Annotated in this window: 18 protein-coding genes, 1 tRNA gene and 1 pseudogene; 8 read left to right on the forward strand and 12 right to left on the reverse strand. The window is 63.2% G+C overall.

Annotated features, from left to right (window positions below; genetic code table 11):
• From AU465_RS21040 to cpdR, 3 genes are all read right to left on the reverse strand, one after another.
• Positions 1 to 828, reverse strand: an 828-nt coding sequence (locus tag AU465_RS21040; protein ID WP_312891298.1) for a cysteine hydrolase family protein, incomplete at its 3' end; no start/stop codon positions are given.
• 401 nt (positions 829 to 1,229) lie between these two features.
• A tRNA-Val gene (locus tag AU465_RS21045) sits at positions 1,230 to 1,304 on the reverse strand.
• 111 nt (positions 1,305 to 1,415) lie between these two features.
• A complete protein-coding gene (cpdR, locus tag AU465_RS21050) occupies positions 1,416 to 1,778 on the reverse strand; it encodes a cell cycle two-component system response regulator CpdR (RefSeq protein ID WP_006199474.1) in 363 nt (120 codons plus the stop codon).
• 164 nt (positions 1,779 to 1,942) lie between these two features.
• Here cpdR and AU465_RS21055 point away from each other — a divergent pair, with 164 nt between their 5' ends.
• Together AU465_RS21055 and hisN are read left to right on the forward strand one after the other, a co-directional pair.
• A complete protein-coding gene (locus AU465_RS21055; protein WP_192252355.1) occupies positions 1,943 to 2,884 on the forward strand; it encodes an N-formylglutamate amidohydrolase in 942 nt (313 codons plus the stop codon).
• Between the two features lie 304 nt (positions 2,885 to 3,188).
• Positions 3,189 to 3,962 carry a histidinol-phosphatase gene (hisN, locus tag AU465_RS21060; protein WP_192252358.1) on the forward strand — a complete coding sequence of 258 codons (774 nt, stop codon included), beginning with the start codon at positions 3,189 to 3,191 and terminating at the stop codon, positions 3,960 to 3,962.
• A gap of 109 nt (positions 3,963 to 4,071) precedes the next feature.
• Here the strand turns inward: hisN and AU465_RS21065 are convergent, their stop codons facing one another.
• The gene (locus AU465_RS21065) at positions 4,072 to 4,530 is read right to left on the reverse strand and encodes a styrene oxide isomerase (protein ID WP_192252361.1); all 459 of its coding nucleotides are present in this window, start codon (positions 4,528 to 4,530) and stop codon (positions 4,072 to 4,074) included.
• A gap of 160 nt (positions 4,531 to 4,690) precedes the next feature.
• A complete protein-coding gene (locus AU465_RS21070) occupies positions 4,691 to 5,647 on the reverse strand; it encodes an alpha/beta fold hydrolase (protein WP_192252364.1) in 957 nt (318 codons plus the stop codon).
• Between the two features lie 480 nt (positions 5,648 to 6,127).
• Between AU465_RS21070 and AU465_RS21075 the strand changes: the two genes are divergently transcribed.
• Both AU465_RS21075 and AU465_RS21080 read left to right on the forward strand, forming a co-directional pair.
• Positions 6,128 to 6,595 (forward strand): Hsp20 family protein, encoded by a 468-nt coding sequence (locus AU465_RS21075; protein WP_192252367.1) that lies wholly within the window; start codon positions 6,128 to 6,130, stop codon positions 6,593 to 6,595.
• Between the two features lie 133 nt (positions 6,596 to 6,728).
• Positions 6,729 to 7,480: pseudogene (locus AU465_RS21080) on the forward strand (sulfite exporter TauE/SafE family protein).
• On the opposite strand, the gene AU465_RS21085 reads toward AU465_RS21080, so the two are convergent.
• Positions 7,481 to 8,533: a threonine aldolase family protein gene (locus AU465_RS21085; protein WP_192252371.1), complete on the reverse strand. Its 1,053-nt coding sequence runs from the start codon at positions 8,531 to 8,533 to the stop codon at positions 7,481 to 7,483. It abuts the pseudogene before it with no gap.
• Positions 8,534 to 9,029: 496 nt separating this feature from the next.
• Here AU465_RS21085 and gltB point away from each other — a divergent pair, with 496 nt between their 5' ends.
• Together gltB and AU465_RS21095 are read left to right on the forward strand one after the other, a co-directional pair.
• Complete coding sequence (gltB, locus tag AU465_RS21090) at positions 9,030 to 13,763, forward strand: glutamate synthase large subunit (RefSeq protein ID WP_192252374.1); 4,734 nt, start codon at positions 9,030 to 9,032, stop codon at positions 13,761 to 13,763.
• A gap of 156 nt (positions 13,764 to 13,919) precedes the next feature.
• Positions 13,920 to 15,374, forward strand: coding sequence for a glutamate synthase subunit beta (locus AU465_RS21095; RefSeq protein WP_192252377.1), 1,455 nt, complete (start codon positions 13,920 to 13,922; stop codon positions 15,372 to 15,374).
• On the opposite strand, the gene AU465_RS21100 is transcribed toward AU465_RS21095, so the two are convergent.
• Together AU465_RS21100 and AU465_RS21105 are read right to left on the reverse strand one after the other, a co-directional pair.
• Positions 15,371 to 16,582 carry an SGNH/GDSL hydrolase family protein gene (locus AU465_RS21100; RefSeq protein ID WP_192252380.1) on the reverse strand — a complete coding sequence of 404 codons (1,212 nt, stop codon included), beginning with the start codon at positions 16,580 to 16,582 and terminating at the stop codon, positions 15,371 to 15,373. The genes AU465_RS21095 and AU465_RS21100 overlap by 4 nt on opposite strands.
• A 114-nt stretch (positions 16,583 to 16,696) precedes the next feature.
• Positions 16,697 to 17,917 carry a lytic murein transglycosylase gene (locus tag AU465_RS21105; RefSeq protein ID WP_192252383.1) on the reverse strand — a complete coding sequence of 407 codons (1,221 nt, stop codon included), beginning with the start codon at positions 17,915 to 17,917 and terminating at the stop codon, positions 16,697 to 16,699.
• A 226-nt stretch (positions 17,918 to 18,143) separates the two neighbouring features.
• On the opposite strand from AU465_RS21105, the gene galU reads away from it, so the two are divergent.
• A complete protein-coding gene (gene galU, locus AU465_RS21110) occupies positions 18,144 to 19,049 on the forward strand; it encodes a UTP--glucose-1-phosphate uridylyltransferase GalU (RefSeq protein ID WP_192252386.1) in 906 nt (301 codons plus the stop codon).
• 51 nt (positions 19,050 to 19,100) lie between these two features.
• On the opposite strand, the gene AU465_RS21115 is transcribed toward galU, so the two are convergent.
• The gene (locus tag AU465_RS21115) at positions 19,101 to 20,888 is read right to left on the reverse strand and encodes an outer membrane beta-barrel protein (RefSeq protein ID WP_192252555.1); all 1,788 of its coding nucleotides are present in this window, start codon (positions 20,886 to 20,888) and stop codon (positions 19,101 to 19,103) included.
• A 160-nt stretch (positions 20,889 to 21,048) separates the two neighbouring features.
• On the opposite strand from AU465_RS21115, the gene AU465_RS21120 reads away from it, so the two are divergent.
• Positions 21,049 to 22,050 carry a KpsF/GutQ family sugar-phosphate isomerase gene (locus tag AU465_RS21120; RefSeq protein WP_192252389.1) on the forward strand — a complete coding sequence of 334 codons (1,002 nt, stop codon included), beginning with the start codon at positions 21,049 to 21,051 and terminating at the stop codon, positions 22,048 to 22,050.
• A gap of 20 nt (positions 22,051 to 22,070) precedes the next feature.
• Here the strand turns inward: AU465_RS21120 and AU465_RS21125 are convergent, their stop codons facing one another.
• The 3 genes from AU465_RS21125 to hemH form a co-directional block, all read right to left on the reverse strand.
• Positions 22,071 to 22,535 carry an NfeD family protein gene (locus tag AU465_RS21125; protein WP_192252392.1) on the reverse strand — a complete coding sequence of 155 codons (465 nt, stop codon included), beginning with the start codon at positions 22,533 to 22,535 and terminating at the stop codon, positions 22,071 to 22,073.
• 20 nt (positions 22,536 to 22,555) lie between these two features.
• Positions 22,556 to 23,506 carry an SPFH domain-containing protein gene (locus AU465_RS21130; RefSeq protein WP_192252395.1) on the reverse strand — a complete coding sequence of 317 codons (951 nt, stop codon included), beginning with the start codon at positions 23,504 to 23,506 and terminating at the stop codon, positions 22,556 to 22,558.
• A 136-nt stretch (positions 23,507 to 23,642) separates the two neighbouring features.
• Positions 23,643 to 24,707, reverse strand: a complete 1,065-nt coding sequence (gene hemH, locus AU465_RS21135) for a ferrochelatase (RefSeq protein WP_192252399.1) — start codon at positions 24,705 to 24,707, stop codon at positions 23,643 to 23,645.
• Positions 24,708 to 24,767: the final 60 nt, after the last annotated feature.

A 24,767-nucleotide genomic window follows, 5' to 3' on the forward strand; every position in this document is an offset into this window, starting at 1 on the left:
GCCTTCGCTGCAGCCTTCATCTTCTGGATCAATGAGTCCTGACCCTAGTTCAAAACGCCCCTGAACTCGCTCCTCGATCGCCTTCAGGAACTGGTCGGACGTCGATGTCCATCCAAAGAGTATCTGCACGAGCGTGATCGAGGCGTCATGATTGCTCCTTGAGGCGTCCCAAGCGATGGGCTCGCTGGTGCAATCCGTCAGCAGTATGCAGTGATAGTCCCTGAAGAAGGCATCCCGAATTGTCGATTCCACACACACGCTGGTCGTGCATCCTGTCACGATGAGGTGTTTGATGCCTGCGGTCTTCAGAACAGAATCGAGTTCGGTCTCGTAGAAACCGCTGAATCGCGTTTTGTAGAGGACGACATCCCCCGGCTCTGGCTTGAGGTCGTCAACGATATCTGTTCCCCAGGTGTCGCGGATCAGAATCCGGCTCTCGCTGCCATCCGGGGCTGTCATGCTCTCACCGACCCCAAAGATCTGGAGATGTCGGATACGGTTGGGGGCGTCCGATTTCCCAAGGTCCGAGAGGTCGGAATAATACCCCATTTTCAGATAGACGACGGGCACTCTCAAATCGCGAGCGGCCGCTATTACGCTGGCAGTAGGGCCGACAGCCCGTTGAATCCCGGAGATATCGATTCCAGCTCTGTCGAACATTCCACCTTTGGAGCCGAAGTCATTCTGCATGTCCACGACGAGAACTGCAGCGTTAGCAGTATCAATTAAAATAGGTTGAGGCTTCGCGTCGATGACAAGTGGATGCATTTTTATCCTCCCCCAGCATGAGGGGTCGCTCTTTGCGCCCTTGTCATCATGATCCGCCACCTACATCGCGTCAACAAAGGGGAGCTACATCCCTGCTTGGCGGACTAGAGCAGCGGTTACGTTCAAAACAGCTTTCCCGGCGACTATTGCCACATACTTCGAACCACGATGTCGAGCTTATGGGTTTCAACCCGGAACGCCGCAGATTGCCGAATGCATCCAACAGGAAGCTAGCTTGATGCCTCGCCCATTCCTTAGCGTCAGCAAGGACTGTGAATGTTCTGGTTAAAGGGGCGACGCCCTTCCTGCGAACCTGTACTTGATACTTGTCGCAGTGCTTCCGAATTCTGGCCATGACGAACCCTTTGCTGTGACCAGTTTGTGACCAGCAGCCAAATCAAGGGTCATTCGATGGGATTTGTTTTGATAGCTAAACTATTGAAAAGCTATCAAAAACTGGATGGTGGGCGTGACAAGGATTGAACTTGTGACCCCTGCAATGTCAATGCAGTGCTCTCCCGCTGAGCTACACGCCCATCCGAAGCCGCGCATACACCATTTTTGGTCCGGCGCGTCAATAGCAGGAATTGTGAAAAGAAGCTCCGTTTTGCCGCACCGGCGGAAGCGCCGCCTGTGCGGAAAATATCTCAGGCCGCCTGAAGCATCTTCTCGACCTCGTTGACGAGGTCGCGCAGATGGAACGGCTTCGACAGCACCTTGGCGTCCTTGGGCGCCTTGGAATCCGGATTGAGCGCGACGGCGGCAAAACCGGTGATGAACATGACCTTGAGGTCCGGATCGATCTCGGTGGCGCGGCGGGCAAGCTCGATGCCGTCCATCTCCGGCATGACGATGTCGGTCAGAAGCAGCGAGAAAGGCTCCTCGCGCAGCCGCTCATAGGCGCTGGCGCCATTGTCGAAATCGCTTACCTGGTAACCGGCACGCTCCAGCGCCTTGACGAGGAACCGGCGCATATCGTCGTCGTCTTCCGCCAGCAGAATGCGTGCCATCATATCCCGTCCGAATCACCCGCCCCAAGCCTGCCGCCGGGCAAGCCCGTTAACCATCCTGTATATGAGGAGGAGACGGTAAACATCAAGTGAACATTGGCCTTGTCCCGCCCGCTTCGACTGTCCGTTTCGTGGGCTGAGATGCTGGACATGACGGGCGCAAGATGGCAGTTTTGCGTCATGATGCAGTGCTGTTTCCTGGTTCGTTCAAATTGAAGACGGCAGCCGAGGATTTTTCGGTCGTACCACCCTTCGAAATCCGATTGGGCGCCGAGCAACGCGTACCTTTCCTGTTCAATTCGCCGCATAGCGGCCGCCACTATCCCGAGCGCTTCCTGGCCATGGCGCGGCTCGACCGCAACGCCATACGCCGGTCGGAGGATTGCTATGTCGATGAATTGTTCGGCGGCGCCGTCGCGCTCGGCGCGCCGATGCTGGCGGCGAATTTCCCGCGCGCCTATCTGGACGTCAACCGCGAGCCGTGGGAACTCGATCCGCGCATGTTCGCGGAGCCGGTGCCGTCCTTCTGCAACATCCGTTCTGCCCGCGTCGCGGGCGGGCTGGGCACGGTGCCGAAGCTGGTAGGAGAGGGGCTCGACATCTATCCCGGGCGCCTGCCTCTGGCCGAGGCCGTGGGGCGCATAGAGGCCGTCTACAAGCCGTATCACGAGACGCTGAAGCGGCTGCTGACCAGAACCCATGCCCGCTTCGGCTATGCCGTGCTGATCGATTGCCATTCAATGCCGGCCAGCATCCGCGTCGGCGACAACGGGGCGCGGCCGGATTTCATCATCGGCGACCGTTTCGGCATTTCCGCGACCGCGGCTCTGACCGAGACGGCGATCGGCCTGCTGACGGGCATGGGCTACGCGGTCGCGCACAACAAGCCTTATGCCGGCGGCTTCATCACCGAGCATTACGGGCGGCCGGCGCGTCATCTCCACGCGCTGCAGATAGAGGTCAATCGCGGACTTTACATGAACGAGCGGACGTTCCAGAAGTCGGCCGGCTTCGACGCGCTTGCCGACGACCTGGCGCGGTTTTCGGCCGAGCTGATGTCGATGCCCGACCATAATTTCGTCGACCTGCCGCTCGCCGCGGAATGATCGCAACCCGACGATTCGCGGCTTAAAAAAAGACCGCGTCGTTTTCACGACACGGTCGAAGTCTAGGGAGGAAACGCCCAAGGAGGGCATGGACAGGATAAGCTGTCCGAGAACAAAACTATTGTGCGATGCACAAATGTCAATCGACTTCGGGCTTTTTTAATTCAATATGATGTGCAAATTCCGTTTCGGCGGCTGAGGTGTGACATTCGGGCAACAAATGCGCGGCGCCTGATCGGCCTTTGCGTCTTTGCTCCGGGCAGAAACGGCGGCTGCCGACGGCTGCCGCAATGGGGAGAGCGAGTTGGATATCAGTATTGATTTCATGCGGCGCATCGCGCGTGCCGCCGCGGCCGAGACCTTGCCGCGCTTCCGCAGCCAGGGCGAGGTCACCAACAAACAAGCCGAAAGCTTCGATCCGGTGACGGAGGCCGACCGCGAGGCCGAGCGGGCGATCCGGGCGCTTATCTCAGCGGAATACCCCGATCACGGCATCCTCGGCGAGGAGCATGGCAGCGAGAATATTTCGAGCCGGCATGTCTGGGTCATCGACCCGATCGACGGCACGCGCGCCTTCATTTCCGGCCTGCCGGTCTGGGGAACGCTAGTCGGACTGACGGTCGACGGCGATGCCGTCGCGGGCCTGATGTCGCAACCCTTCACCGGCGAGCTGTTCTATGCCAATGCGTCCGGCTCGCACTACGAAGGCCCGGGCGGCCCGCGCAAGCTCGCGACGCGCAAGACGACGGAGCTTTCGCAGGCGACGCTGTTCACCACCACGCCGGCGCTGTTCAAGGGCGAGGCGCGCAGCCGCTACGACCAGTTCGAGAAGCAGGTGCAACTCGCCCGCTACGGCACGGACTGCTACGCCTTCGCGATGATAGCGGCGGGAAGCGTCGACATTGTCGCCGATCCAGGCTTGAAACCCTACGACATCGTGGCGCTGATCCCGATCATCGAGAAGGCGGGCGGCGTGGTCACCACATTCGAGGGCGGGCCGGCGGAAAAGGGCGGCGACATACTGGCGGCGGCGACGCCGGAATTGCACGCCGCGGCGATGGCAGCGTTGCGCGGCTGAGCATCTCTAAAGCGCGTCGCGCTGAAATGGATTCAGCGACGCGCTTTAAGCCTTTGTTTTGATGCATGTCGTTATCCCAGAACCGCTACGCACTTCTGGGCGACGTGCATCAGGCGTTGGTGGACGAAGCGCCCGCGAGACGCAGGCCCCATAGGATGAGGGCGAAAGAGATCAGGCCGGTCGGCGCGGACGAATACCCTATCCCTTTGATCACGCCTTCCTGGAAGGCACTCCAATGGAAGGCTCCGGCCGCCAGCGGCATTGTCTCGTTGCCGGCCCCCCAGATGCTGGCCATTACATAGGCGGCCAGGATGGCCAAGGCCGAATAGATCAGGAACCAGAATGCAACCCGTGACATCGCGGCGCCGAGATTGAGCCTGGGCCACATGAGACCCAGCGCCAGCAGGAGAACGCCCTGCAGGCCGCTGAGCGTGTGCGCGGACAGTCCGAGCCGCGGCGCGGCGAGGTACGGGATCGCAAACCCTTCGAAGGACGAAAACAGCAGGAGGGCGACGCCGATCTGCAGCAGGCGATGGCCCTGACGCGATAGCGGGCTCGATGCGTTCATGTTCTCTCCTCCCGGTCCCTGTCGACTGGCGTATGACCTCCTGGACAGCAACCTAGCGCTCGGCGCCCGAACGGGAATAAGCCGAGGCGGCGAAGTTCGCCCATCGGTCGGGGAGCCACGCTGCGGACTGGCTCTCAGGACGGGCGTGCTGCCGAGCCGGTCAGGGGACGTCGCCGGTGCCCGGAATGAACGCATCGAAGGCCGCGAGCAACTGCTCGCGGAAAAGATCCTTCTCCTGCAGGATCTCGTGATGGGCGCCGTCGATCATCAACAGCGAGCCGACGCGCAGCCGCCTGGCATAGGCCTCCACCGCCTTGGTCGACACGACCTGGTCGGCGCCGGCGGCGACGATCAGCATCGGCACCCGGATCCTTGCCATGAAATCGGGATCGCTGACGGCTTCCGCGGCTTCGGCGGCGGCCTTCAGCCAGCGGATGGTCGGACCACCGAGACCCAACTGCGGCCAAGCCCTGTAGATGTCCGTGTTGCGCCGGTAGCGCTCCGGATCGGAGGTTACCTTGTTGATTTCGAAGGGCGTCGGCAATTTCGGACGCGGCCCCAAGGCGGCATAGAGGCGGCCGAGGCCCAGCGCGCAGAACACCGCGCAGACGCGCCGTATGGTGGTTATCGAAACTTGCAAGTCGGGCACGGCCAGGAAGGGCGCGATCAGCACCATGCGCCGCACCCGGTTGACCATCGACGGCGAGGCAAGCAGCGCAATCACCGCTCCGGTCGAATGGGCGAGAATGTAATAGGGGCCGCGGCAATCCGGCAGCACGATCTCCTCGAAGAACTGCTCAAGGTCGCCGGTGTAGTCGCAGAAGCTGCGGACATAGCCGCGCTGCCGGTCGCGCAGCAGGCGGCTGGAATCGCCCTGGCCGCGCCAGTCGAGGATGGCAACGCCGAAGCCGCGGCCGGCGAGGTCGCGGATGGTTTCGAAATATTTCTCGATGCACTCGTTGCGGCCGGTAAGCACCACCACCGTGCCCTGCAGCGGGCGGGCGACCGCAGCGAAGACGCCATAGCGGATCTTCCTGCCGTCGCGGGTTGGGAAAAAGCCACCGGCGGCATGCTCAGGCGGCGGATTGCCCTCGGTGTGGTGGAAAAGGTCCGTCATTCGGCGCTTCGTAGATTGTTCTTTGCCCGAACGGGCCAGGCGTTGCCATGGTGATAGACGGCCATGCGCCAAAAGCAAAGGCGTTGCGGGATTTGCGCGCGGCTTTCACCGAGCTCGAAACGGGGAAGGCCGGAAGCGCCTGCGGCGCGCTTCCGGCCTCTGTCGATCCGGGAGGAAGGGACGTTGCACCCGGTTCGGCCTCGTCGCGGCGCCCCGATCGAGGCGCCGCATGTCCGTATTCTTAGGCGCAGCCTAGCCAGGCCAGGCTGAACGGATGCCGAAGCCGCGGTTCATCTGGCGTTCATCGGGCGGAAAGATCGAAGGGAAGTTGATCGCGCGAAGTTCTTGAAATGGGCTTTTGCGCTTCCCAAATGGAGATTGTGGCCGCCGATGTCGGGGCCGCTGGCCTATCCGGAACGCCTTTCGAGGGTTTCGCACCGGGTCATACGCAAACCATGTTGCTCAACAGGAGAACACACCATGCGTCACGTTGATTTTTCCCCGCTTTATCGTTCGACCGTCGGCTTCGACCGGCTGTTCACCATGCTCGATACGCTCGGCCAGCCCGAGAGCGCGCAGACCTATCCGCCCTATAACATCGAGCGCACCGGCGAGAACGCCTATCGTATCTCGATGGCGGTTGCCGGCTTCTCGGAAGACGAGATCTCGATCGAGGCGCACCGCAATGTGCTGACCGTCAAGGGCGAGCGCAAGGAAGAGAACAACGGCGAGGGTTCCGAGTTGCTCTATCGCGGCATTGCCTCGAGGGCCTTCGAGCGCCGCTTCCAGCTCGCCGACCACGTCGAGGTCGAGGGCGCCACGCTGAAGAACGGCCTGCTCTTCGTCGACCTCAAGCGCAACATCCCCGACGAGCTCAAGCCGCGCAAGATTGCGATCACCTCGTCTTCGGACAAGGCCAAGCAGATCGAGGCCAAGGCTGCCGCGTAACCCGCGAGCTCCATCTGGAAATACGTCTCCCTCCCGAGACGAAAGCGGCGTCGAAAGGCGCCGCTTTTTTGTGCCATGGGCAACGGATCGTTCTGGCTCTTTTGGAGCCAGTATTGTCCTTCCATGAAGGGCAATGTCTGATTTTTCCCTGGCCCTCACCTGCACAGTTGCAATCACCTTCCTGCTGGCGGGGATCGTCAAGGGCGTGACCGGCATGGCCTGCCGACGCTGGCGATGGGATTGCTGGGCACGGTAATGCCGCCGGTCGCTGCCGCGTCGCTGCTCATCGTGCCGTCTTTCGTCACCAATGTCTGGCAGCTCTTCGCCGGCCCGAGCTTTGCATCGATCCTGCGGCGACTCTGGCTGATGATGGCGGGCATCGTGATCGGCACCGTTATAGGCTCGCGGCTGCTGGCCAGCGACAATGTCAAATGGACGACCGCCGGCCTCGGCGCGGCATTGATCGCCTATGCCGCCTACAGCCTGCTGGCACGACAGCCCGCAGTTCCGGCGGGAGCCGAGCGCTGGTCTTCGCCGGTCGTGGGCTTCCTCACGGGGCTGGTCACCGGGGGCACGGGCGTCTTCGTGGTGCCCGCCGTGCCCTATATCCAGGCGCTCGGATTGAGCCGGGACGATCTCATCCAGGCGCTCGGCCTTTCCTTCACCGTCTCTACCATCGCGCTGGCGATAGGGCTCGCATCGCATGGCGCCTTCGAGCCTGGACATCTGGCGATGTCCTCGCTTGTCGTGCTGCCGGCCTTGCTTGGCATGTGGCTCGGGCAGGTCCTGCGGCAGCGGATCAGCCCGGCGGCATTCCGCCGCTGGTTCCTGATTTTTCTGATCCTGCTTGGCTCCGAACTGTTGCTGAGGCCCTGCCTCGCCTGATCATTCGGAGAGCAGTTGACCGAGACGATCGATCTCTCGCGTCGTGGTCGCGAAGCTTGCGACGAAGCGGTAGATCGCTTCACCGTCGCCGAGATGGCCGTCAAAACCCTGCGGCACGCCCCATTCATAGAATTTGGCGCCGGCGGCCTGCAGCTTTTCGGCAACCGCGCGGTCAAGGATGGCGAACACTTCGTTGGCCTGCGGCAGCCAGGCGAGCTTGCCTGCCGGCGAGTCCTCGATGGTCTCGGCCAGATGTGCGGCCATCGCATTGGCGTGGTGCGCCATCCTCAGCCACAGGTCGTCGCTGAGATAGGCTTCGAACTGGGCCGAGATGAAGCGCGCCTTGGAAAAAGTCTGACCGGCGCGCTGGCGCAGCAGGCGCAGGTCGCCGCCGACATCGGGGTTCAGAATCACCACGGCATCGGCCATCCAGCAGCCGTTCTTGGTGGCGCCGAAGGAGATGAGATCGACGCCGCTTTTCCAGGTCATTTCAGCAGGAGTCACGCCAGTCGCCGCGATCGCATTTGCAAAGCGCGCGCCGTCCATATGCAGTGGCAGCTTATGCCTGCGGCTGACCTCGGCGATCGCGTTGACGTCGTCGACGGTATAGACTGTGCCGACCTCGGTCGCCTGGGTGATCGTCACCGCCATTGGCTGGCCGGCGGGCGCAAGATCCTGCGAATAGCGCTTTATAGCCCGATCGAGAGCCTCCGGGTTCATGCGTCCCAGAGGTCCCGGGACCGGCGCCATGCGCGCGCCGCCGGTGTAGAAGCCCATCGCGCCGAATTCGTCGACATTCATATGCGCTTCGGAATGGCAAAGGGCGATGCCCCCGATACGGTTCAACGCCGCCATCGACAGCGCGTTGGCCGCGGTGCCGGTGGCGACGAAGAACACCTGAACTTCACGCTCGAAGACCTCGCTGAAGCGACGATAGACGGCGCGGTCCAACTCGCCGTCACCATAGGCGCTCGCGATGCCGGCCGCGTGGCGGGAAAGATTGGCCGAAATGTCGGGATGGACGCCCGCCCAGTTGTCGGATGCAAAGAACATCGAGAGGTCCGTATCGTGATTGGCAAAAGCGGCGCGACTTGACTGCTTTGGCGTCCGATGCGCAAGAGCCAATCATTGGCAAAGCTGTGAAGCCAGCCGGCGGCCGCACATGGTTGCGACCAAAGCTTACATTTCTCGATCCCGTCACGAAATTTTGTGTCGCGGCGAGGCCAAGATTTTTGTGAATCGGTCTTGTGCAGGCCCCCGAATTCTGCCATAAAAAATTTAGGACAGTAGTGCTGTCTTATTTTGTCGCACAAAACAGGCCGGACTGGCGTATCATCGGTGCCATTCCGGCCATTGTCGCGAGCGGCGGGTAGACGGCTCCGCTCTGGCCTGTACGATACCGGATGCGAACCGGGCGTATGGCCGCATGGTTCGGCAAGAATTTCGCGAGACGTGCAGCAAGGATGAAGGGGAAGCATTGTGCTTCCCAAGGCAAACCAGCGCCCTAAGGGAAATCACCGCCAAAGGGTGCGGAACGGAGGACAGGACGATGACGGAACTGACGCGATCTGCGATCAACGGCCAGGCCGCGCAGACGAAAGCGGCAGTTGTCAAAAATCCGACTCGCGCGACCAACGGCCCGACTACCGGCTTGACCGCGCAAGGGCTCTATGATCCGCGCAACGAGCATGACGCCTGCGGCGTCGGCTTCATCGCCAACATGAAGGGCGTGAAGTCGCACCAGATCGTCGAGGACGGCCTGGCGATGCTGGAAAACCTCACCCATCGCGGCGCCGTCGGTGCCGATCCGCTGGTCGGCGACGGCGCCGGCGTGTTGGTGCAGATTCCGGACCACTTCTTCCGTGAGGAGATGGCGGCCAAGGGCGTCGAACTGCCCCCCGCCGGCCAGTACGGCGTCGGCCACTGGTTCATGCCGCAGGACGCGGCCCTTCGCGCCCATATCGAGGACATCATAGCCGAATCGGCGCAGTCGGAAGGGCTGCCGCTCATCGGCTTCCGCGACGTGCCGGTCGACAATTCGTCATTGTCGAAGGCGCCGGAGATCGTCGCGTCCGAGCCGTTCCATCGTCAGGTGTTCATCGGCCGTACTGCCGACATTCCGGACGACGAGGAGTATGAAGCGAGGCTCTATCTCCTGCGCAAGGTTATCTCGGGCCGCATCTATGCCGAGAATGACAACAAGGACATCGGTTCCTACTGCGTGTCGCTGTCGGCGCGCACCATCGTCTACAAGGGTATGTTCCTCGCCTACCAGGTCGGGGCCTATTACAAGGACCTCAACGACCCGCGTTTCGAGACGGCGCTGATCCTCGTCCACCAGCGCTTTTCGACCAACACGTTCCCGTCATGGAAGCTGGCGCATCCCTACCGCATGGTCGCGCATAACGGCGAGATCAACACGGTGCGCGGCAACAACAACTGGATGGCGGCGCGCCAGGCCTCGGTCGATTCCGAGCTGTTCGGCAACAATATCTCGAAGCTGTGGCCGATCTCCTATGAAGGCCAGTCGGACACGGCGTGCTTCGACAATGCGCTCGAGTTCCTGTTCCAGGGTGGCTACAGCTTAAGCCACGCCATGATGATGCTGATCCCGGAAGCCTGGGCCGGCAACAAGCTCATGGATCAGGACCGCAAGGCCTTCTACGAATACCATGCAGCGCTGATGGAGCCGTGGGACGGGCCGGCGGCAGTCGTCTTCACCGACGGACGCCAGATCGGCGCGACGCTCGACCGCAACGGTCTGCGGCCGGCGCGCTACATCGTCACCGACGACGACCGCGTCATCATGGCTTCGGAAGCCGGCGTGCTGCCAGTGCCGGAGGAAAAGATCGTGCAGAAGTGGCGGCTGCAGCCCGGCCGCATGCTGCTGATCGATCTTGCCAAGGGCCGCATCATTTCCGACGAGGAGATCAAGTCGGAGATCGCGACCAGGCACCCCTACAAGACCTGGCTCGCCAACACGCAGCTCATCCTCGAAGACCTGAAGCCGGTCGAGCCGCGGGCGCTGCGCAAGGACGTCAGCCTGCTCGATCGCCAGCAGGCCTTCGGCTACACGCAGGAAGACACCAAGCTTCTGATGGCGCCGATGGCCACCACCGGCCAGGAAGCGGTCGGCTCGATGGGCACCGACACGCCGATCTCGGCGATGTCGGACAAGTCGAAGCTGCTCTACACCTATTTCAAGCAGAACTTCGCCCAGGTCACCAACCCGCCGATCGACCCGATCCGCGAGGAGCTGGTGATGAGCCTGGTGTCCTTCATCGGGCCGCGGCCGAACATCTTCGATCTGGTCGGCACGTCGCGCCGCAAGCGGCTGGAAGTGCGCCAGCCGATCCTGACCAATGGCGATCTCGAAAAGATCCGCTCCATCGGCCACACCGAGGACCGTTTCGACACCAAGACGATCGATATCACCTATGGCTCGAACGAGGGCGCGGCCGGCATGCAGGGCGCCATCGACCGGCTCTGCGAGCGGGCCGAGGCGGCGGTCGCCGGCGGCTACAACATCATCATCCTGTCCGACCGCCAGGTCGGGCCGGACCGGATCGCCATTCCCGTGCTTCTCGCCACCGCGGCGGTGCACCACCACCTGATCCGCAAGGGCCTGCGCACTGCGGTCGGGCTGGTCGTGGAATCCGGCGAGCCGCGGGAAGTGCATCATTTCTGCTGCCTGGCCGGCTACGGCGCCGAGGCGATCAACCCTTATCTCGCCTTCGACACGCTGCTCGACATGCACAAGCGCGGCGAGCTGCCGGAAGAGGTCGACGAATATGAAGTCGTCTCCCGCTACATCAAGTCGATCGGCAAGGGCATCCTCAAGGTGATGTCCAAGATGGGCATCTCGACCTATCAGTCCTATTGCGGCGCGCAGATCTTCGACGCCATCGGGCTCAAGTCGGATTTCGTCGAGAAATACTTCACCGGCACCGCGACGCTGATCGAAGGCGTCGGGCTGGACGAGATCGCGACCGAGACGCTCAGCCGTCACACAGACGCCTTCGGCAACGACCCTGTGCTGCGCAACAATCTCGAGGTCGGCGGCGAGTACATGTTCCGCATGCGTGGCGAGGCGCATATGTGGTCGCCGGACGCGGTTGCGACCTTGCAGCATGCCGTGCGCCAGGGCTCCTGGGACACGTTCAAGGAATATTCGGCGCAGATCGACAGCGCGACCGCGCGCGCGCAGACCATACGCGGCCTGTTCAAGATCAAGTTGGCGGAAGAGACCGGCCGCAAGACGGTCGCGCTCGACGACGTCATGCCGGCGGCCGAGATCGTCAAGCGCTTCTCGACCGGAGCGATGTCCTTCGGCTCGATCTCCAGGGAAGCGCACACCACGCTGGCGCGCGCCATGAACACCATCGGCGGCAAGTCGAACACCGGCGAGGGCGGCGAGGAGGCCGACCGCTATCTGCCGCTGCCCGGCGGCGGCAAGAACCCGGAACGCTCGGCGATCAAGCAGGTGGCGTCGGGGCGGTTCGGCGTGACGGCGGAGTATCTGGTCAATTCCGACGTCATGCAGATCAAGGTGGCCCAAGGCGCCAAGCCCGGCGAGGGTGGCCAGTTGCCCGGCCACAAGGTCGACGCCACCATCGCCAAGGTCAGGCATTCGACGCCCGGCGTCGGCCTGATCTCGCCGCCGCCGCATCACGACATCTATTCGATCGAGGATCTGGCGCAGCTGATTTATGACCTGAAGAACGTCAATCCGGCGGCCGACGTCTCGGTCAAGCTGGTGTCGGAGGTCGGCGTCGGCACGGTCGCGGCGGGCGTCGCCAAGGCGCGCGCCGACCACATCACCATCTCCGGCTATGACGGCGGCACCGGCGCTTCGCCGCTGACCTCGCTCAAGCATGCCGGCAGCCCGTGGGAAATGGGCCTTGCCGAAACGCATCAGACGCTGGTGCTCAACGGCTTGCGCTCCCGCGTGGCGCTGCAGGTCGACGGCGGCCTGCGCACCGGCCGCGACGTCATCATCGGTGCGCTGCTCGGCGCCGACGAGTTCGGCTTCTCGACCGCGCCGCTGATCGCGGCCGGCTGCATCATGATGCGCAAGTGCCACCTGAACACCTGCCCGGTGGGCGTGGCGACGCAGGACCCGGTGCTGCGCAAGCGCTTCAAGGGCACGCCGGAACACGTCATCAACTTCTTCTTCTACGTTGCGGAAGAGGTGCGTGCGCTGCTCGCCGAAATGGGCTTCACCCATCTCGACCAGATCATCGGCGACACCGACCTTCTGGAGAAGCGCGACGTGATCCAGCATTGGAAGGCGCGCGGACTCGACTTCTCGAAGATGTTCTTCAAGCCCGATGCGCCGCACGAGGCGCTGCACTGGACCGAACGGCAGAAGCATCCGATCGACGACGTGCTCGACCGCAAGCTGATCGAGCTGGCGAAGCCGGCGCTCGAAGCCAAGCAGCCGGTGACCATCGAGCTGCCGATCCGCAATGTCGACCGCTCCGCCGGCGCGATGCTGTCGGGCGAAGTGGCCAAGCGCTTCAAGCACAAGGGGCTGCGCGAGGACACGATCAGCGTCAAGCTCACCGGCACGGCTGGCCAGTCCTTCGGCGCGTTTCTCGCGCGCGGCGTTTCCTTCGAACTGGTCGGCGCCGGCAACGACTATGTCGGCAAGGGCCTGTCGGGCGGCCGCATCGTCATCCGGCCGCCGGAAGAGGCCAAGATCATAGCTGCCGAATCTATCATCGTCGGCAACACGGTGCTCTACGGCGCGACCGAGGGCGAGGCCTATTTCGCCGGTGTCGCCGGCGAGCGCTTCGCGGTGCGAAATTCCGGCGTCGTCACCGTCGTCGAAGGCGTCGGCGACCATGGCTGCGAATACATGACCGGCGGCATCGTCGTCGTCATCGGCAAAACGGGGCGCAACTTCGCCGCCGGCATGTCGGGCGGCGTCGCCTATGTGCTGGACGAGAGGGGCGATTTCGCCGAGCGCTGCAACATGGCGATGGTCGAGCTGGAGCCGGTTCCGGAAGAGGACGACCTGATGGAGAAGCTGCTCCATCACGGCGGCGACCTCGACCACAAGGGACGCGTCGACGTCTCCGGCGACATGACCAGCCACGACGAGGAGCGGCTCTATCAGCTGATCTCGAACCACGTCCATTACACGGGCTCGGTGCGCGGCCGCGAGATCCTCGACAACTGGGCAAGCTTCCGGCCGAAATTCCGGAAAATCATGCCGGTCGAGTATCGCCGCGCGCTGATCGAGATGGAACGCATGCGCATGAGCGTGGCGGCGGAATAGGCTTCGGGCATGGCCGGGGGAGATAATGCCCCGGCCGGCATCCTCACCAACAATCCTGACCTCGGAACCAAGGTTGCCACGGCGGCCTTATGAGGTTAACGGGTGCGCCGACAAGCTAGGCATTCGAGCGTGCCTTCGGACAGCAGGGACTGGACTATGGGCAAGGTAACAGGGTTTCTCGAAATCGACCGGCAGGTGCGCAAGTACCAGCCTGCCTCGGATCGCATCCGGCACTTCCGTGAATTCACGCTGCCGATGTCGGACAAGGAGGTCGAGAAACAGGCGGCGCGCTGCATGGATTGCGGCATTCCGTACTGCCATGGGCCGACCGGCTGCCCGATCCACAACCAGATCCCGGACTGGAACGACCTCGTCTACAACGGCGACTGGGACAGCGCGATCCGCAACCTGCATTCGACCAACAATTTCCCGGAGTTCACCGGCCGCATCTGCCCGGCGCCGTGCGAGGAAGCCTGCACGCTGAACCTCGAGGACATTCCGGTCGCCATCAAGACGATCGAGCAGGCGATCGCCGACAAGGCTTACGAGACCGGCCACATCCGGCCCTATCCGCCGGAGAAGAAGACCGGCAAGCGCGTCGCCGTCATCGGCTCCGGGCCGGCAGGAATGGCCGCCGCCCAGCAGCTCGGCCGCGCCGGTCACGACGTGCATGTCTATGAGCGCGAGAGCCGGCCGGGCGGACTGATGCGCTACGGCATTCCCGACTTCAAGATCGAGAAGCATTACATCGACCGCCGCATCGAGCAGATGCAGGGCGAGGGCGTGACTTTCCATTGCGGCGTCAATGTCGGTGTCGACAAGCCTGTTGCGGAGCTCCTCGCCGAGTACGACGCCGTGCTCTATTGCGGCGGCTCGGAAACGCCGCGCCCCGCCAACATTCCGGGCGACGATCTCAGCGGCGTCTACGATGCGATGCCCTATCTGGTCCAGCAGAACCGCCGCGTCGGCGGCGAGCCGATCCAGTCGGTGGCCTGGCCCTCGCATCCAATCATCGCCGGCGGGCAGCATGTGGTGGTCGTCGGCGGCGGCGACACCGCGTCCGACTGCATCGGCACCGCCTTCCGGCAAGGCGCGGTCCGCGTGACACAACTCGACATCCGTCCGCAGCCGCCGGAGAAGGAAGACAAGCTCGCTGTCTGGCCTTACTGGGCGACCAAGATGCGCACATCCTCCTCGCAGGCCGAAGGCGCCGAGCGCGAATTCCAGGTGGCGACGCTCGAATTCATCGGCGAGGACGGCCAGCTGACCGGCGTCCGCTGCTGCGAGGTCGACGAGAAGCGCAAGCCTGTTCCCGGCACCGAATTCGTCATACGTGCCGATCTCGCCTTCATCGCCATCGGCTTTGCCGGTCCGGTGAACGACAGCGTGATGAAGGAACTCGACGGGCAGATAAAGGTCGTCACCGACAGTCGCCGCTCGAGGAACGTCGAGGCCAACGACCGCGACTACAAGACCAGCGTCGACAAGCTCTACACGGCGGGCGACGTGCGCCGCGGCCAGTCGCTGGTGGTGTGGGCGATCCGCGAAGGCCGCCAGGCGGCGCGCGCGATCGACGAAGCGCTGATGGGGTCGACGGTACTGCCTCGTTAGCGATTGATTGCCGTGGTCGTGTCCGACGATGCGGTGGGCGTCTTCGGCGGCCAGGAGAAATCGTCGGCGCGGCCGGGCGAGGCGGCGGGCGCCTTGCCTTCGACGGTCAGCTTTTCACCCGGCAGGTTCGGATCGGCCTTGGCGGGCGGCGCGGCACCCAGCAGTTCGGTGCCGCCGTCGAGCGAGGGGTCGCTGAGCAGCATCGGCGCGGTGCGGTCGACGATGACGGGGGCCGCGGCAGGCTTCGACGCCTCGACCGGAGCGCCGGCCGGCGCGGAAACCGTGGTGACGCTTCCTGGCGCCGCCAGTCCAAGGATCTTTGCCAGCGGCTTTTCGGTATAAAAGGCAAGCTTGCGCTTGCCGGCCTTGGTCACGTTGATGCCGTCGTCGGAGCGCAGGCGCACCGGCTGGCCGTTGATGTCCGGCCCGGAGGTGACAAAGGCGCCGTTCTCGTCGACGAAGCCGTCCCAGACATCGACGAACTCTCCGCCATGCGTCTGTGCGGCAGAATGATAGATGTCGTTGAAGGCCAGCATGTCCGAGGTCATCTTCGCCGCCCCGAACGCCGGCATGCCGACCCACAGGAACGGCACCTTTGCATCCTGGATGGCCTTGCCCAGCGCATCGGTGCGGCGCTCGTATTCCTGGGTCCAGTTCTCGGAGCGCGGCTGCTCGCGCACGTCGCCGACGCGCATCTGCTGGCGGTCGTTGGAGCCAAGCATGATCACCACGACGGACGGTTTCTCCGTCTCGATCAGCGACTTGATCTCGACCGGCCAGTTGTAGAAATCGTCACGCACGAAGCCGGACGAGCCGTTGCTGCGTGAAACGATCCTGACTGCGGGATTGTCGGCAAAGGCGGTGTCGAGACCCTCGGCCAGCCCGCCCGCCAGAAAATCGCCGACCACCAGCACGACGCGGGAATCCGGCGTCTTCTCGATGATCGGCGTCTCCGGTTCGGCCGGCGGGCGCGGCTTGGATTTCTTCTTTGGTTTCGGCCTTGCCTTCTGGATTTCGGCCGGTGGCTCGATGCGCTCGCTGCGGCGCGGGAACAGAAGATCGCGCAGCGACCAGCCGCGGCTTTCCTCTTCCTGCGCGAAAGCTGGCGTATGGAAAGCGCTGGAGCCGGCGACGGCAAGCACGGCGATGGCCAGGACAAGGATCGGCAGGCGGCGAACGATCAGCCGGATACGCGCAACCGTAACCAATCAAGTCTCCATCCCTTGGCGCATGATCATGCAAAAGCGGGGAAATCATGCGCAAGCCGAAGCGCTACAGCATCCTTTCCGTCTTTGAAAGGATGCTTCACGCCATGGACGGCTCTATTGCTTCCGAAGCCATTTCAGCACTTCCAGGCTCGGATAGCCATCCTGGGTCAAGCCGACCTTCGCCTGGTAGGCCATGATGGCGGCCTTCGAGCCTTCGCCGATCTTGCCGTCGAACTTGCCGTCATAATAGCCGTGCTCGGAAAGCCGCTTCTGCAGTTCCTGCCGTTCCTCGAAGCTGAGCTTGGTGAAAGGCCGCTGCCAGTCCTGCACAAGACCGGTGCCGCCGGCGATCTCGTCGGCGAGCAGGCCGACGGCCAAAGCATATTTGTCGGCGTTGTTGTAGGCCTTGATAACCGAGAAATTCCTGATCATCAGGAAGGCCGGTCCGCCCCTGCCGTCCGGCACCTTCAATGTCGCCTTGTCGGTCAGGTTCCTGAACGGCTTGCCATTGGCCCTGGTGACGCCGAGCGCCTTCCATTGCGCCAGCGTCTTCGATCCGGCGGGCAGCTTGCCGGCGGGCAAGGTCACTTCGTAGCCCCAGGTCTTGCCGGCCTGCCAGCCGTTCTTCCTCAAAAGATTGGCGGATGTCGCAAGCGCGTCGGGGATCGAATTCCAGATGTCGCGCCGGCCATTGCCGTCCATGTCGACGGCGTAGCGCTGGTAGCTGGTCGGGATGAACTGCGTCTGGCCCATCGCGCCGGCCCAGGAGCCCATGAGATGGCCTTCGTCGATGTCGCCGGTCTGCAGGATCTTCAACGCGGCGATCAGCTGGGTGCGGGCGTATTTCGACCGCTTCGGGTCGCCATAGGCAAGGGTGGCCAACGAACGGATGACATTGCGCATGATGTCGTCGCGCTTGAGGATCTCGCCATAGTTCGATTCCATCGACCAGATGGCGAGAAGAATGTTGCGGTCGACGCCGAACCGCGCCTCGATCCGATCCAGCCACGGCCTCCATTTGCGCGCCATCGCCTGACCGTTGGCCACCGACTGGTCATGCACGCGGTTGTCGAAATAGTCCCAGGCGGGAGCGGTGAATTCCGGCTGGGTGCGGGCCTTTTCCAGCACGACCGGGTCAGGCTCGATGCCCCTCATGGCCTGGTCGTAGACCGCGCCGGAAACGCCGCCCTGCACGGCGGTGGCACGGAAGCCCACGACCCACTGGCGGAACCCCGCATCGGCGAAAGCAGGTCCGGCGGGCATCAGCAAGGCGAGCGTGAGGCCGGCGGCCGTCACCAGTGCCGTCAGGCGCCTTGCGGTGTTGCGAACGGACATCTTTTTCCTCCTTCGTCAAATCAGGAAGGATCATTCAACGCCGAACCGGGTTAGTATTTAGTTTACCATAGGTGCCGCCGGGAACGAAAAGAGAGGTCGCGGCTTTTAGCCCTGCGCGTTCAACTCAGCCGTTCGGTAATTCAACATTCCGGCGTGAAAAATGTTCGGGGGTATTGCGGAGCAGATCGCCGAGCGGATAATGGGCTCAAAACGGATGGGGTGGAGCATGAAGCGAGTTCGCAAGGCAGTTTTCCCGGTCGCCGGCCTCGGCACACGGTTTCTTCCGGCCACCAAGGCCATTCCGAAGGAGATGCTGACCGTCGTCGACCGGCCGGTCATCCAGTATGTGGTCGACGAGGCGCGCGATGCCGGCATCGAGCATTTCATCTTCGTGACCGGACGCAACAAGGCGGTCATCGAGGATCATTTCGACGTCCAGTTCGAGCTCTACGACACGCTGGCCCAGCGCGGCAAGGACGACCAGCTCGCCCGCCTGCAGCGGCTGCAGCCGGCGCCGGGTCAAACCAGCTTCACCCGCCAGCAGGTGCCGATGGGGCTTGGCCATGCCGTCTGGTGCGCGCGCGAGCTGGTCGGCGACGAACCGTTCGCGCTGCTTTTGCCCGACATGATCATGCAGTCGGAGAAAAGCTGCATGAAGGACATGGTCGAACTCTATGCCGAGACCGGCAGCAACATCATCGCCGTGCAGGAATGCGATCCGGCCGAGGCGCACAAATACGGCATCGTCGGCCGTGGCGAGGATACCCATCACGGCTTCCGCATCACCGGCATGGTGGAGAAGCCGAAACCGGGCACGGCACCCTCCAATCTCTTCATCAACGGGCGCTATATCCTGCAGCCGGAGATTTTCGGCATCCTCGAAAACCAGGAGCGCGGCGCCGGCAATGAGATCCAGTTGACGGATGCGATGCTGAAGCTGGAAAGACAGCAGCCCTTCTACGGCTATCATTACAAGGGGCGCACCTTCGATTGCGGCTCGCCGGAAGGCTTCGTCGAAGCCAATGTCGCCTTCGCGCTCTGGCGCAACGACATGAACGAGAGCATGGCCGGCGTCATCCGCACCCTGCTGGATGAGGTGCGGCCAGCGGAGCGGAGTGAGGCCGCTTCTTAGATCTAGCAATCATTCAGGCAATTCCGATTGGCCGCGGTTCCGACTTGCGGGTTACCGTTGCACCTTCAAGCCGAGATAGACGCTGTTGGCGACATATTCGCGACCGGGCAGGTTGCTGGTCAGCTTCTCCGTCCTCACCCGCGTGGTGAGGCCGGCGTAGCGGTTCAGCCACCAGGTCAGCCCGGCCTCGGCGCTCAGGATCAGGTCGTGGCCGTCGGAGCCGGTATAATCGCGCCAATCGAGGCCAAGCGACGAATTCGCCGTCAGGTTGGCGCGGATTTGCCGCTCGCCGGTGAGCCGGCTCGAGTAGAGGACATCGCCGCTCTCGTTAGCCGCGGTCGTGCTCTCGATGGTGGTCCTTCCGGTGAGGCCGATGATCGTGCCGCGCTCGGGCGACCATTTGAGATCGGCGTTGACATACGGCCCCGCATTGGCCGGCAGGCGGTCGTCATCGATCGCTTCGCGCAGCCATCCGACGGAAAATTCGCCGGAAAGCTTGTCATGCATGTCGAGCTCGAGGCCGGCGCGCGCGCCGAGCCGCGTCGAGGAGCGCTCGAAACCGTTGCTGTCGAGGCGCAGATCATAGATCCGCCGGCCGGCTTCCACTTCGGCGAAGGGCGTGATGGCCGGTGAGACCTGGTAGCCGGTACGCAAGGTCGCGGAGTAGAGCGTGGAGTCGCGATCCTTCTGCGACAAGACGGTGCCGTCGGAGAGCTTGGCGTCGCCGTAGAAATCATGCCTGACCGCGCCGGTCAGCGTGTAGCGCATCTTGACGACATCCTTCTCGACGCCGAGGCTGCCGTCCACGGTCTGCCGCAGCGGCTGCGAGGTGACGCCGGCAATGGCATCGGGCGAGGAGGCAGATTCCGGCACGGTTTCATAGCCGAGCTTGGCGATGGCGCGCAGCTCATGGTCGAGGTCGACATTGAGCTGGCCCTCGATCCGGCCCTGCGCATCGTTGATCTTCTGGCCCGAAAGCGTGTTGCGGAAGATGCCGTAGCCGTCGATGACGGCCGAATTCTCGCGCCAGTCGGAGGTGGCGGAAAAACGCAACGCCGTTTCGGACAGCACCGCCGGCCTGCCGCCGCTGCTGCCATCGGCGTTGGACGTCGCGGTAAAGCCTTGCTCCAGCGTCGGCCGGAAGACGAAAGTGCCGAGCTTGATGCCGGGGGCGGCGAAGGGATCGTCCTCCGGCTTGATTTTCTGGCCGTCGATCGACCCCGTGCGCTCCGCGCCCGGATCGAGCTTCTGCCCGTCGACGCTGTCGATGGTGACGGCGCGGCGGTTCGCGCCGTCTTCGTCGGCGGCCGCCGTGTCGGCCTGATCGCCGGTGGCGGCGGTCTTGGTCGTGCTGTCGGTGGTCTGGCCACGCTTCTTCTTGGCCTTTTTCTTATCGGCCGCCTTGGCGTTGCTTTTCGCGTTGGCGTCAGTTGCGCGCTGCCTGGCGGTCGAAGGCCGGCGTGGCTTGGCCGCGGTCTGATTGTCGGCGAAAGGGTCACCGGTCGCTTCCGGCTGGTCGAAGATGCTGTCCGTCGCCGTCTGGTCGTCGTCCGCAACAGCTCCCGGGCTTTCCGGCTGGTAAGGATTTGCGAGCGTCTGGTCCTCGGCCGCCTGGGTCGCCGGAGCCGTCTGATCCTGAGATCCTTGCGCCCGCAATTGCCTCGCCTTGCGCTGCTGGTCGGCCAGGATTGCCGATTCGGAGACTTCGCCGCGCAACTCGGTTTCCTGCGCGAACACCGGCGCAGGGCGCAGCAGGGCAAGAATGCTTGCCGTCAGCAGAAGCGCTGCAACGGCAATGCCCTTCCGACCCGTTTTCGTATCTGGCTCGCCCCCGGACATCGTCACCACTGCTCGCGCGGCGCAGGCGCGCCATACTTACCGGACCGTAAATGCGGATGGTTAACGGAGGGTTGAAACGGGTCGGTTCCGCGGCCCCCGACGCACGCGAAACGGGAATTCCGTTGGACAGGCGAGCGACATGGCGCTAATGGCATCTGCCATGCATGCGGGGTCCCCAGAAAGAAAGCAGCCGGACAGGCAGGCTGCGATCGAGTCGGCGCTGAGAACCGTGGCGACGGAGCAGGCCGGCGTCGCGGCGCTCGCCACAGCGCTCGGCAACGGCCTGGCCGAGCCGTTCGCGGCCGCCATCGATCTTATTTCGCGCATCGAGGGGCGCGTCATCGTCACCGGTGTCGGCAAGAGCGGCCATATCGGCTCCAAGATCGCCGCGACGCTCGCCTCGACCGGCACGCCCGCCTTCTTCGTCCATCCCGCCGAGGCCAATCACGGCGATCTCGGCATGATCGCCAGGGATGACGCGATCATCGCCATGTCATGGTCAGGCGAGAGCAAGGAACTGATGGGCATCGTCGCCTATTCCAGGCGCTTCTCGATCCCGCTGATCGCCATCACCTCCGGCGAGAGCTCCGCGCTGGCGCGCGCCGCCGATGTCGTGCTGCTCCTGCCGGCCGTGCCGGAGGCCTGCCCGCACGGGCTGGCTCCGACGACATCGGCGCTGCTGCAACTGGTCATGGGCGATGCGCTGGCGATCGCGCTGCTCGAGGCGCGCGGCTTCACGCCGGACCATTTCCGCACCTTCCATCCCGGCGGTCAGCTCGGCGCCAATCTGATGCAAGTCTCCGAGATCATGCGGGTGGGCGATCAGATTCCAATCGCCCTAGTCGGAACGAAGATGCCGGAAGCGGTGATGACGCTATCCAACAAGAAGGTCGGCTGCGTCTGCATCGTCGATACGAAAGGCGAACTGGTCGGGATCATCACGGACGGCGATGTCGCGCGCAATCTGCATCGCAACCTGGCCAACATCGCCGTGGAAGACATCATGACGAGGACGCCGAAGACGGTCGACCCGCAGACCCTGGCCGGCACGGCTATCGCTCTCCTCAACGAGCACAATATCGGGGCGCTGGTCGTGACCGAGAATAAAACGCCCGTGGGCGTGGTTCATTTCCACGACCTGCTGCGCATCGGCGCGGCTTAGTTCACCCTATCTTCGTTGACTCAGACAGCCTCGACCGTCAGTTCAAGATCGGTATCGGCGGCGCCCGTTACGCGAACCTGCGTGCCGGCCGGCAGATCCGGGCCCGAGACACGCCACAGCGTGTCGCCGAGCTTGATGCGGCCGCGGCCGTCCTTGATCGGCTCCGCAAGCGTGGCCATCTTGCCAACCATCTGCGCGCCACGGCGGTTCAGCAGCGGCTGATCGGTCGGATCATGGCGCCCGCCAACCAGCTTCTTGCCGACATAGGCCGAAACCAGTGAAAGCGTGAGGAAGGCGAGCACCTGGACTTGCCAGGTCCAGAAGCTCGCGTCCCAGATCAGCAGCGAGACCGCGCCGATGAGCAGCGCTGCGATGCCGATCCACAGCATGAAAATGCCGGGAGCGATAACTTCCATCACCAGCAGGACAAAGCCGAGAACCATCCAGTTCCAAGGGCCAAGTTCGAATACAATGCGGTCGAGCATGAGAGTAGCCTCCTACGATCTCAGCTCTCGCTCGGGCGAACCACGGGCGGGCGGCTGGCCTGCCGTTGCGCGCCGGTGGTGCCTTCGCTCCTGAACACTTCCTTGGCTATCTCGCCAATGCCGCCAAGGGTGCCGATCAACGAAGAAGCTTCGAGCGGCATCAGCACGACTTTACTGTTGGCGGCCGAGCCGATCTTGGTCAGCGCTTCCGTGTATTTCTGCGCGACGAAGTAATTGAGAGCCTGCACGTCGCCTTTGGAGATGGCTTCGGACACGACTTGCGTGGCGCGGGCTTCAGCTTCAGCCGAGCGTTCGCGGGCCTCCGCATCGCGAAACGCGGCTTCCCTGCGGCCCTCAGCCTCCAGGATTTGCGACTGCTTGAGACCTTCGGCGGCGAGGATCTGCGCGCGCTTGTTTCGCTCGGCCGTCATCTGCCGTCCCATCGATTCGATGAGGTTGGCCGGCGGATTGATATCCTTGATCTCGACGCGGGTGATCTTGATGCCCCAAGGGTGCGCGGCTTCATCGACGACGCGCAGCAGGCGCTCGTTGATGGCGTCGCGGTTCGACAAAAGTTCGTCGAGGTCCATCGAACCCATGACCGTGCGGATGTTGGTCATGGTCAGGTTGAGGATGGCGTTTTGCAGGCCGGAGACCTGATAGGCTGCCTGCGCCGCGTTGAGAATTTGGAAGAAGGCTATGCCGTCGACACCCACTATAGCGTTGTCCCGGGTGATGATCTCCTGGCTCGGGACGTCGAGCACCTGTTCCATCATGTTCATCTTGGCGCCAATGCGGTCGATAAAGGGCACGATGAGATTGAGGCCCGGGCTCAATGTCTTGGTATAACGGCCGAAACGTTCAACCGTATAATTGTAGCCTTGCGGGATTGTCCGGATGCCTTTGAAAAGCACCAACACGACAAGTGCAACAAGAACAATGATGGCGATATCGAAACCGCTGAAGCCCATTTCGTTTCTCCCTCAAAAGGCGGCGACCTCACGGAATCACTTAAGTGTGTTTCCGCAACGTTACAATCAGGTGATCATGAATATCGGTTAGCGGAGGCTTTTGCGCACCGGTTTCAAGGCCTGTCGGTGAAGCCCGTCACACCCAGCCGCACAGCTCGCGCCGCACCAGCGCTTCGATCACCGCCATCCCCTCGGCGCTGTCGTTGAGGCAGGGGATGTGGGCGAAGTTCTTGCCGCCGGCGTGGTGGAAGGTCTCGGCGGCTTCGCGGCCGATCTCGTCCAGCGTCTCGATGCAGTCGACGGAAAAGCCAGGATTGACGACTGCGATCGACTTGACGCCGTCCTTCGCCAGCTTCTCGACGGTGACGTCGGTGTAGGGCTGCAGCCATTCCTGGGCGCCGAAGCGCGACTGGAAGGCGGTGATGAGCTTCTTCTCGTCCCAGCCGAGTCTTGCCCTGAGCAGCTGGGTCGTTTCGAGGCAATGCGCCTGGTAAGGGTCGCCCTTGTCGGAATAAGGTTTTGGGATGCCGTGGTAGGAGGTGATCACCACCTCCGGTTCGAAGTCGAGCGTCGCAAGATGCCTCTCTAGCGAACGGGCGAGCGCATCGATATAGATCGGCTCGTCGTAATAGGGCGGCACGCTGCGGATCGCCGGCGCATGCCTGATCTGCATCAGCGCGCGGAACAGCTGGTCGTTGGCGGTCGCTGTCGTCGTCGCCGAATATTGCGGATAGAGCGGAAAGGTGAGGATGCGCTTGCAACCCTGCTCGACCAGCCGGCGGGCGACGTTTCCGGTGGAGGGATTGCCGTAGCGCATCGCCCAGTCGACGACGACGTTCGGCAGGTCGCCAAGCGCGCCGGCGAGCTTTTCTGCCTGGGAGCGGGTGAAAGTGCGCAGCGGCGACTCGTCCTTCTCCCGGTTCCAGATCCTGGCGTAGTTGGCGCCGGACTTTTTCGGCCGCGTGGTGAGAACCAGCCCGTAGAGGATCGGATACCAGATCGCCTTGTTGAGCTCGATGACGCGAGGGTCGGAGAGGAATTCCCTCAGATAGCGCCACATCGGCTTGAAGTCGGTGCCGTCAGGCGTGCCGAGATTGATCAGCATGATGCCGATCTTGCCCGCCTTCACCGGCGCGGCGCCCGCCGGGACCGGACCGGCGGTCTCGGCGGCTTTCGCATCGGCAGGGCTGGCAAGCGTCATCAACAGTCTCCAGGCACCGAAGGCTACGCAATTCCGGACGGAAAATCGTTGCACAATGGA

The organism is Mesorhizobium silamurunense, assembly GCF_014843905.1.
Classification (GTDB): Bacteria; Pseudomonadota; Alphaproteobacteria; order Rhizobiales; family Rhizobiaceae; genus Mesorhizobium; species Mesorhizobium silamurunense.

Excerpts from the sequence above, each read along its gene's own strand:
- cpdR (WP_006199474.1), bottom strand. The coding sequence starts at position 1,778 with ATGGCACGCATTCTGCTGGCGGAAGACGACGACGATATGCGCCGGTTC.
- gltB (WP_192252374.1), top strand. The coding sequence starts at position 9,030 with ATGACGGAACTGACGCGATCTGCGATCAACGGCCAGGCCGCGCAGACG.
- AU465_RS21115 (WP_192252555.1), bottom strand. The coding sequence starts at position 20,888 with ATGTCCGGGGGCGAGCCAGATACGAAAACGGGTCGGAAGGGCATTGCC.
- AU465_RS21055 (WP_192252355.1), top strand. The coding sequence starts at position 1,943 with ATGGCAGTTTTGCGTCATGATGCAGTGCTGTTTCCTGGTTCGTTCAAA.
- AU465_RS21070 (WP_192252364.1), bottom strand. The coding sequence starts at position 5,647 with ATGACGGACCTTTTCCACCACACCGAGGGCAATCCGCCGCCTGAGCAT.
- hemH (WP_192252399.1), bottom strand. The coding sequence starts at position 24,707 with ATGACGCTTGCCAGCCCTGCCGATGCGAAAGCCGCCGAGACCGCCGGT.
- AU465_RS21095 (WP_192252377.1), top strand. The coding sequence starts at position 13,920 with ATGGGCAAGGTAACAGGGTTTCTCGAAATCGACCGGCAGGTGCGCAAG.
- AU465_RS21120 (WP_192252389.1), top strand. The coding sequence starts at position 21,049 with ATGCATGCGGGGTCCCCAGAAAGAAAGCAGCCGGACAGGCAGGCTGCG.
- AU465_RS21105 (WP_192252383.1), bottom strand. The coding sequence starts at position 17,917 with ATGTCCGTTCGCAACACCGCAAGGCGCCTGACGGCACTGGTGACGGCC.
- AU465_RS21130 (WP_192252395.1), bottom strand. The coding sequence starts at position 23,506 with ATGGGCTTCAGCGGTTTCGATATCGCCATCATTGTTCTTGTTGCACTT.
- AU465_RS21065 (WP_192252361.1), bottom strand. The coding sequence starts at position 4,530 with ATGAACGCATCGAGCCCGCTATCGCGTCAGGGCCATCGCCTGCTGCAG.
- AU465_RS21125 (WP_192252392.1), bottom strand. The coding sequence starts at position 22,535 with ATGCTCGACCGCATTGTATTCGAACTTGGCCCTTGGAACTGGATGGTT.
- galU (WP_192252386.1), top strand. The coding sequence starts at position 18,144 with ATGAAGCGAGTTCGCAAGGCAGTTTTCCCGGTCGCCGGCCTCGGCACA.
- AU465_RS21085 (WP_192252371.1), bottom strand. The coding sequence starts at position 8,533 with ATGTTCTTTGCATCCGACAACTGGGCGGGCGTCCATCCCGACATTTCG.
- AU465_RS21075 (WP_192252367.1), top strand. The coding sequence starts at position 6,128 with ATGCGTCACGTTGATTTTTCCCCGCTTTATCGTTCGACCGTCGGCTTC.